General features: G+C 38.6%; 6 protein-coding genes and 1 riboswitch. Of the genes, 2 read left to right on the top strand and 4 right to left on the bottom strand.

Annotated elements, in window-relative coordinates; translation table 11 throughout:
• From ABYK33_RS11710 to nadB, 4 genes are all read right to left on the bottom strand, one after another.
• A partial coding sequence (locus ABYK33_RS11710) for a hypothetical protein (RefSeq protein ID WP_373033412.1) occupies nt 1–217 on the bottom strand: 217 nt, incomplete at its 3' end.
• Between the two features lie 357 nt (nt 218–574).
• Nucleotides 575–2,113 carry a glutamine-hydrolyzing GMP synthase gene (gene guaA, locus ABYK33_RS11705; RefSeq protein WP_373033411.1) on the bottom strand — a complete coding sequence of 513 codons (1,539 nt, stop codon included), beginning with the start codon at nt 2,111–2,113 and terminating at the stop codon, nt 575–577.
• A gap of 97 nt (nt 2,114–2,210) precedes the next feature.
• Complete coding sequence (gene nhaD / locus ABYK33_RS11700) at nt 2,211–3,557, bottom strand: sodium:proton antiporter NhaD (RefSeq protein WP_373033413.1); 1,347 nt, start codon at nt 3,555–3,557, stop codon at nt 2,211–2,213.
• A 46-nt stretch (nt 3,558–3,603) separates the two neighbouring features.
• Nucleotides 3,604–5,055, bottom strand: coding sequence for an L-aspartate oxidase (nadB, locus tag ABYK33_RS11695; RefSeq protein ID WP_373033409.1), 1,452 nt, complete (start codon nt 5,053–5,055; stop codon nt 3,604–3,606).
• 119 nt (nt 5,056–5,174) lie between these two features.
• Here nadB and ABYK33_RS11690 point away from each other — a divergent pair, with 119 nt between their 5' ends.
• Both ABYK33_RS11690 and uvrC read left to right on the top strand, forming a co-directional pair.
• Nucleotides 5,175–5,618 carry a hypothetical protein gene (locus tag ABYK33_RS11690; protein WP_373033408.1) on the top strand — a complete coding sequence of 148 codons (444 nt, stop codon included), beginning with the start codon at nt 5,175–5,177 and terminating at the stop codon, nt 5,616–5,618.
• The gene (gene uvrC / locus ABYK33_RS11685) at nt 5,606–7,396 is read left to right on the top strand and encodes an excinuclease ABC subunit UvrC (RefSeq protein ID WP_373033407.1); all 1,791 of its coding nucleotides are present in this window, start codon (nt 5,606–5,608) and stop codon (nt 7,394–7,396) included. The genes ABYK33_RS11690 and uvrC overlap by 13 nt, the downstream gene beginning before the upstream one ends.
• A 146-nt stretch (nt 7,397–7,542) precedes the next feature.
• A riboswitch (cyclic di-GMP riboswitch) is annotated at nt 7,543–7,617 on the top strand.
• Nucleotides 7,618–7,824: the final 207 nt, after the last annotated feature.

Below are 7,824 nucleotides of genomic sequence, written 5' to 3'. Positions count from 1 at the left end.
CTGAAGCTTTCTCTTCTAAATGGAACGCACTGGTATTGTTTAGCATAGTCGTAAATTCATCTAGTTTTATAAGTTTTTTATCTATAGCAGCACATGGATCTGACGACAAACCAGGGCTACCTATAACAGCCATTTTATCAGTAATTGAATCTGTACTGGCGACCATAAATGATGAAAGGACAAAAGAAAATAGTGTGATGAGAAGTGTTTGTTTCATAAAAGGTTCCTTTTAAAAAAATTATAGCAGAAGCTCCCCAAATAAACGTAATGATTTAATATGGGAGGTCATTTCAATCTTGACTGTGTTACCTCATCAGATTCAACTTCACATAAAAGTGTGTCTTGTCCACAGTGTCGACAAGTGGTTCTCATGGTAAATATATACCAGCCATTCTTATCTTTTAACAGTGATTCTCCACACTTAGGACAACGTATACGACTCCATATAATAGAAAAAATAAATATAGGCACAAAATAAAAAAGTCTGTCGTAAAACACTGCAAGTATCACTAAAGTTCCAACTACAAGGAATAAAAAAATATATTTGTAATAAGAAGGAATACACATAATCGTGCTACTCCCATTCGATCGTTGCAGGAGGTTTAGAGCTTATATCATAAACGACTCTATTGATCCCGTCGATCTCATTAATAATCCTTCTACTCATCCCCTCAAGTACATCATGCGGTACATGTGCAAAAGTAGCTGTCATACCATCCACTGACTCTACCATACGGATACACACCGTGTTGTCATATGTACGGTTGTCACCCATCACACCTACTGACTGTACGTTCAGCAATACAGTGAATGCCTGCCATACTTTGTCGTAATACCCTGTTGCTTTGAGTTCTTCCTGCATAATAGCATCTGACTCTCTAATAAGGTGCAGACCATCTTCTGTCACTGCACCCATAGTTCTAATAGCAAGACCAGGTCCAGGGAACGGGTGTCTGCCTATCATATCTTTAGGGAGTCCAAGTTCAAGTCCTAGTTTTCTTACCTCATCTTTGAAGATCTCTCTGAGAGGTTCAACGAGCTCAAAAGTCATCCAATCTGGAAGTCCACCAACATTATGGTGAGATTTAATGGTCTTTGATGGACCTTTCACTGAAACTGATTCAATCACATCTGTGTAAAGTGTACCCTGTGCAAGGAAAGCAACATCTGTATGTTTCTTAGCTTCACTGTCAAAGACTTCAATGAACTTTTCACCGATCGCTTTACGTTTTGTTTCAGGATCAGACACACCTTCAAGAGCAGCCATAAACTCTTTTTTGGCATCTACAGTGATAAGTGGTATATCTAACATTTTAAACATCACTTGTACCTGTTCAGCTTCATCTTTACGAAGAAGTCCCTGATCAACAAATACACAAATAAGTTGTTCTTTTGGCAATGCCTCATTAAGCATAGCAGCAACCACAGAGGAGTCAACACCTCCACTTACACCACAAAGAACTTTTTTATCCCCTACCTGTGCCCTGATCCCCTCTATCTTCTCTTTGGCAAAGCTTCCCATGTTCCAAGTACTGTCACAACCACAGATATTTTTAGCAAAGTTTTTCAACATCGCAGTACCCTCTACTGAATGGTGTACTTCAGGGTGGAATTGGAATGCATACACTTGACGATTATCGTCTGCTATAGCTGCATATGGAGAGTTTTCACTTGTCCCTACCACTTCAAATCCATCAGGAATGCTCTCAGCTTTGTCTCCATGGCTCATCCACACGATAGAGTCATCAGTAATACCCTTAAAAATACTAGAGTCATTTTCTATTTTAAGTTTTGCTTTCCCGTACTCGTGATGGTCAGCGGCTACTACACTTCCACCAAAATGTTGTGTGATAAGCTGCATACCATAACAGATACCCAAGATCGGTAATCCCAGATCCCACACACCGTCATCTGGCTTATAAGCATCTTCAGCATAGACAGAAGCAGGACCTCCAGAAAGAATAATACCTTGTGGTTTTCTTGCTTTAATATCTTCAATACTCTCACGGTATGGGACCACTTCTGTATATACACCGCTTTCCCTAAGTTTTCTGGCGATAAGCTGTGTGTATTGTGAACCGAAGTCTAGTACGAGTATAGGTACTTGTTTCATGGGGATTTCCTTATATTTGTATGGTTAAATTTTTAAAATAAAAAACTTAACTATATAAACAAGCCAGATAGTATGGGCTTATAAGCCCATACTATACTTATGCTCCAAATCCAATGATTTGAAACTGTACATACCAAACAGCAACAGATACAATATAACCTATAAGTACTGTCCACGCAAGTCTCATATGTGCACCAAATGTGTAGATGCCGTGAAGTTTACCCATTACACCTACACCTGCTGCAGAACCAAATGAGATGAGTGAACCACCTACACCTGCTGTAAGCGTGACAAGCATCCACTGTGCATGTGCACCGGCACCCATGTCTGGACTTGATTTAAGTACTGCTGACATAACAGGAACGTTATCTACGATAGCAGAAAGGAATCCTACTCCGATATTTACCGTCGTAGCACCAAACTGTGCATAAAGTGCAGTAAAGTACTCCAAGAAACCTAAGAAGTGAAGTCCACCGACTGCAGCCAAAATACCAAAGAAGAAAAGAAGTGTATCATTTTCAATTTTAGCAATAAATGAGAAGACATTGACCTTAGGACAAACGATACCATCACTGTCATATCTTACTTCTCTACTCATTTTATAGATATACATTTTCAAGATTGCCAAACCAAACATCATTCCCCACATTGCTGGCAAGTGAAGTACTTGGTGTGAAAGAACCGCTGATGCAATGGTCAAAGCAAAAAGTCCCATGATCACCTTACCACCTGCAGCGATACTAACCTTTTTTTCTTCTGCTGCGAACGGAGGAGTGCCCTCTGGTATAAAACGGCTCAAAAGAATTGCTGTGATATACCATCCAATGATAGATGCTGGGAAAAGATAAAGGAAATCAACAAAAGCACCTTTACCGTCAACCCATACCATCAACGTAGTAATATCACCAAATGGAGACCAAGCACCACCGGCATTCGCTGCAACAACGATATTCACTGCCGAAGGCACGATAAACGCTTTATTTGTTTTATCGATCGTGATCAATACTGTTGAAAGAATCAGTGCAGTCGTAAGGTTATCTGCGATAGGAGAGATGAAGAAAGCTAAAATTCCCGTGATCCAGAAAAGTTTTTTATAATCATAGCCTTTAGAAACAAGATTATAACGTAATGCAGAAAACACATTTCTGTCGATCATCGCCTCAATGTAAGTCATAGCAACAAAGAGGAAGAAGAATATACCTGCGATCTCAAAGAGAAGTATCTCTATCTCATGATGTAAATGTTTACCATCTAAACCGTTCATAGCAAAATAAATACCAATGAGTATAAAGATAAAAGTACCTGCAAATAGTGCTGGTTTTGCTTTATTTATATGGTATTTATCTTCCGCTGCGATAAAGTAATATGCTACGATAAATATCACAAGTGACGCTATACCAACCCATGTTGTTGTCAAATCTAACTGTGCGAACCCTGCTGTCATTTCTTCTCCTAATTGTTTAGTATGCCATATTTCTCTAGTCATTTAACTACCTAGATTCCATATAGTGAGAGCCTAAAGACTCTTTTCTGGCAAGTGCAGCATCTACGATGGCTGACGCTGTGTTTAGCCTAAGTTTTAGCAGTCTGCCTATCTCTTTATTCTTCATATCATAAATGAGATTTTTCGCTTCATGCAAGCCTTTTGTTGTCCTGATAATGCCTATATCATCCCACATTACTTGACGCAGCTTTTGTTTATAGGTTTTATCATTTTCTTTGTGTAGAATATTACCGTAATCTTTCTCAAATTTAGGTGTTTGGATGGCTTTATGTTCCTTGGAAAGAAGGTGATCTACTGCACGCTTTGCAAAGACTGCACCTTCAAGCAGTGAATTGGACGCCAAACGATTTGCTCCATGCACACCGGTTCGGGCAGCTTCACCTATGACATACAGACCTTCTATGCCTTCTATACAGCCATAGGTATCACATTTTATACCACCATTAGAGTAATGAAATGCAGGTGAAATAGCGATCTTATCTTGTGGAAACTTATAACCAAGTGCACCAAAAGTGTGTGTGATATTTGGGAAACGATGTTCAAACCATTTCTCTTCGAACATAGAAAAATCAAGATAGGCTTTTTGTCCCGTTTTTCGTTTATAATCGAAAATACCACGCGCGACAATGTCCCGACTCGCCAGTTCCCCTCTTTCATCATAATCAAATAAAAAACGTCTTCCTTTTTCATCGACCACATGGGCACCTTCACCTCTCAGTGCCTCTGTTAACAAAAGTTTTCTTGCAAAAGGTGTATCAACAAATACAGTAGGGTGAAACTGCATAAATTCCATATCAGCGAGTTCTATCCCCTTCTCAACACAAATACCATGAATGTCAGCACTGACAGTACGAGAGTTTGTATTATACGCATAGAGTGAACCTATACCTCCAGAGGCAATGATCACATCATCTGCATAGATGGTTGTGGGTTCATAATTTACGGTTGCTTTTACCCCAAAACATCTACCATCTTCTATAAGAAGGTCATAGACTAATGTATTTTTTTGAAGCTGATGTTTATTTTGCACCATCATAAAGTAATGCATGTAACGTCCCGTAGCATCTCCGCCAGCATGGATAATACGCTCTACCGAGTGTGCTGCCTCCCTCGTATAAAGGAGATTCCCCTCTTCTCCTCTATCAAACTCCATACCTCTTTGAATGATATCAGGAGTCGTTTCCAGTGAAGTACGTGAGAGTATCTCAACGGCTTCTTTATTATTATGATAAGAACCTGCTGCCATAGTATCTTCCACATGCAGAGGAATATCAGCTTCATTCAAAGCGGTCGTCATACCTCCTTGAGCATAAAAAGTATTACACTCCCAGGGAATGTCTTTACAGACAACTAACACTTTTTTGCTGGCGGGGAGTTGCATCGCAGCATATAAGCCTGCGATACCCGCACCTATAATAAGTACATCATACTTCTGCATATTTAACCTTCTGTCTTAATGCTTGTGTTATTCTCTACAGTATCTTCTACATAGACAGGATCTGTTTTATAACCACATCCTGTCAAGATGATACAGCAAAGTGATGTTATAATCGCTTTATGAAAAAAGCACGTATGATTTTGTCTCATTTATCTTCTCAACCTCAGTTTAAATCATTAAAACGACAAGAGTGTTACCAAAAGTATATCGATCTTCTTAGTCCCAAATGGCAAAAAGCTGTTGCCTTTATTTACATCAAAGATGAAACACTCTTCATAGCAGTCACACATCCTGGCTTTAAAATGGAACTTAATTATAATAGAGATTTATTAAAAAGCCTATTAACCCAACTTAACAAACACGATGAAGCATGCAAGATGATGCAGGCTGAGAAGGTTGTTGTTTTTCACAGTAAATATCATGCAATGCCTCAGGAAAAGACGTCGTATGTGAGTGTACCTCATTATCATGAGCGTGCCAAGGGGGATTTTGAAACACCTTCAGATGAAGAACTGAAAGAAAAATTTGAACGTATCAAAGCCATTGTTACATGCAATCAGTAATTCGAGATCTTCCTTCTTGCTCAGGTGTTTACCAATATTTTGACCCCAACGGCAAACTACTGTATGTAGGCAAAGCAAAAAACCTTAAAAACAGGGTCAAAAGCTACTGGCGTTTTTCTCCTGAATTTAAACCCAACCCTACGCAAAGCTCACGTATCCTTAAAATGCTCTATGAAGCTACTAGACTAGAGTACATTGTGGTGGAGACAGAAGAAGATGCTCTCATTTTGGAAAATTCTCTTATCAAGCAGCTCAAACCCAAGTATAATATTTTACTTCGTGATGACAAAACATACCCCTACATCTACATTGATGAATCTGTAGTATATCCAAGGTTTGAAATTACCCGGAAAGTGATAAAAGGAAAAAATGTCACCTATTATGGACCTTTTCCAACCGGGGGCAAAGCCTTGCTTGATTCACTCTATGAGGTCTATCCTCTTGTGCAAAGAAAGTCTTGTTTAAGAGAAGGAAAAGCCTGTCTCTTCTACCAGATCAAAAAGTGTCTTGCTCCCTGTGAATCCAAGGTTACCCCAGAAGCCTATGGAGAGATAGTCACTAAAGCTAAAACATCCATAGTCAAACGTAAAGATCTCATTTCTACCCTTCAAGAGAAAATGACGAACCTTGCTATGCAAGAACGTTATGAAGAAGCAGGCGCTATGAGAGACAGTATAGAGGCTATCTCTTCACTCACTATTTCTTCAAATATCGACTTGGCCAATGAAATGGACTTGGATATCTTTGCGATACAAAATGGTGATGAAAAAGGTGTCATAGTCAAACTCTTTATGCGGGGAGGAAAGATCATCTCTTCTGCATACTCCTACTTTCGACATACGCATATTTTTGACGAGAATGAAGCGTATAAACAAGCTTTATTGGAATTTTATACCATTGATACACCCAATATCAGTAAACAAGTTCTTACTGCCCATACCTTTGAAGACAGTCAACAGGTAGCAACAACACTTTCTACACGTTTTAGCAAAAAGATAGAGATACTTACTCCTCAACGAGGATCCAAAGCCAAACTCATCTCTTTGGCTTTGCAAAATTGTGAAGAATTATTACGTAAAACACAGAGTGATACTATCATGGAACAAAAAATAGCAGACCTCTTTGACCTTTCTGTCATCCCCTATCGTATAGAGACATTTGACAACTCTCATCTTATGGGCGTAGCTACTGTAGGAGGCATGGTTGTTTGGGATGAAAATAAATGGGACAAAAATGCTTACCGACGATACACTTTGCATGAACGTGATGAGTATGGACAGATGAAAGAGATGCTCTCCAGACGTATAGAAAATTTTAAAGAACAGCCTGCTCCTGACCTTTGGATACTTGATGGAGGACAAGCCAATCTCAACCTTGCACGAACACTGCTCAAAGAAGCCCACGTGAATCTTGATGTCATCGCCATAGCAAAAGAAAAACTCGATGCCAAAGCACATCGTGCGAAAGGCGCAGCCAAAGACATGATCTATACATCTCAGGGGCTCATTGAACTTAAACCAAATGACAAACGTCTTCACTGGATACAGAGACAAAGAGATGAAGCACATCGTTATGCGATCACCTACCATCAGAACAAAAAACGTAAAGAAGATACACAAGTTTCACTTCTGAATAAAAAGGGAATAGGTAAAGCAACGGTCAAAAAATTAATCGATTATTTTGGAACATTTGAAGCGATAGAAAATGCGTCTTACGAAGATCTTGAGAAAGTTACAAATAAGAAAATCTCAAACATTATTAAAGATTATAATCAATAATCGTACATAATTTGATATTTTTTACTAAAAACTTCTTAATTCATTCTATTATTAGTTTAATTGTTATAGAGTTTTAGAAGTGGGATTGTGTATATAATATTTTTTGACTTGTATGTTGTAGTCTATGTTATACAATACATAACTCTAAGTTAAAAAGCTAAACTCATTGTGAAGTGGGGACAGAAAACCGTGGGTCTCAAGAAGATTGCCAGGTTGCAGACAGTAAATTTTATGACTTTAAGTTTGCTGGGATAACACTTCTTAATTTGACACATATGACACACTATTAAAAAAGGGGAAAAGAATACTATGAATAGACCTGATCCAATTGATGAAGAGTATACCTTTGAAAAAGGCCTGATCGTTAGTTCTACAGATTTAAAAGGTATCATTACCTATGCGAACAGAAAATTCTGTGAGATATCAGG

Source organism: Sulfurovum sp., from assembly GCF_041562805.1.
GTDB lineage: Bacteria > Campylobacterota > Campylobacteria > Campylobacterales > Sulfurovaceae > Sulfurovum.
This window is presented reverse-complemented; position numbering and strand designations above follow the sequence as displayed.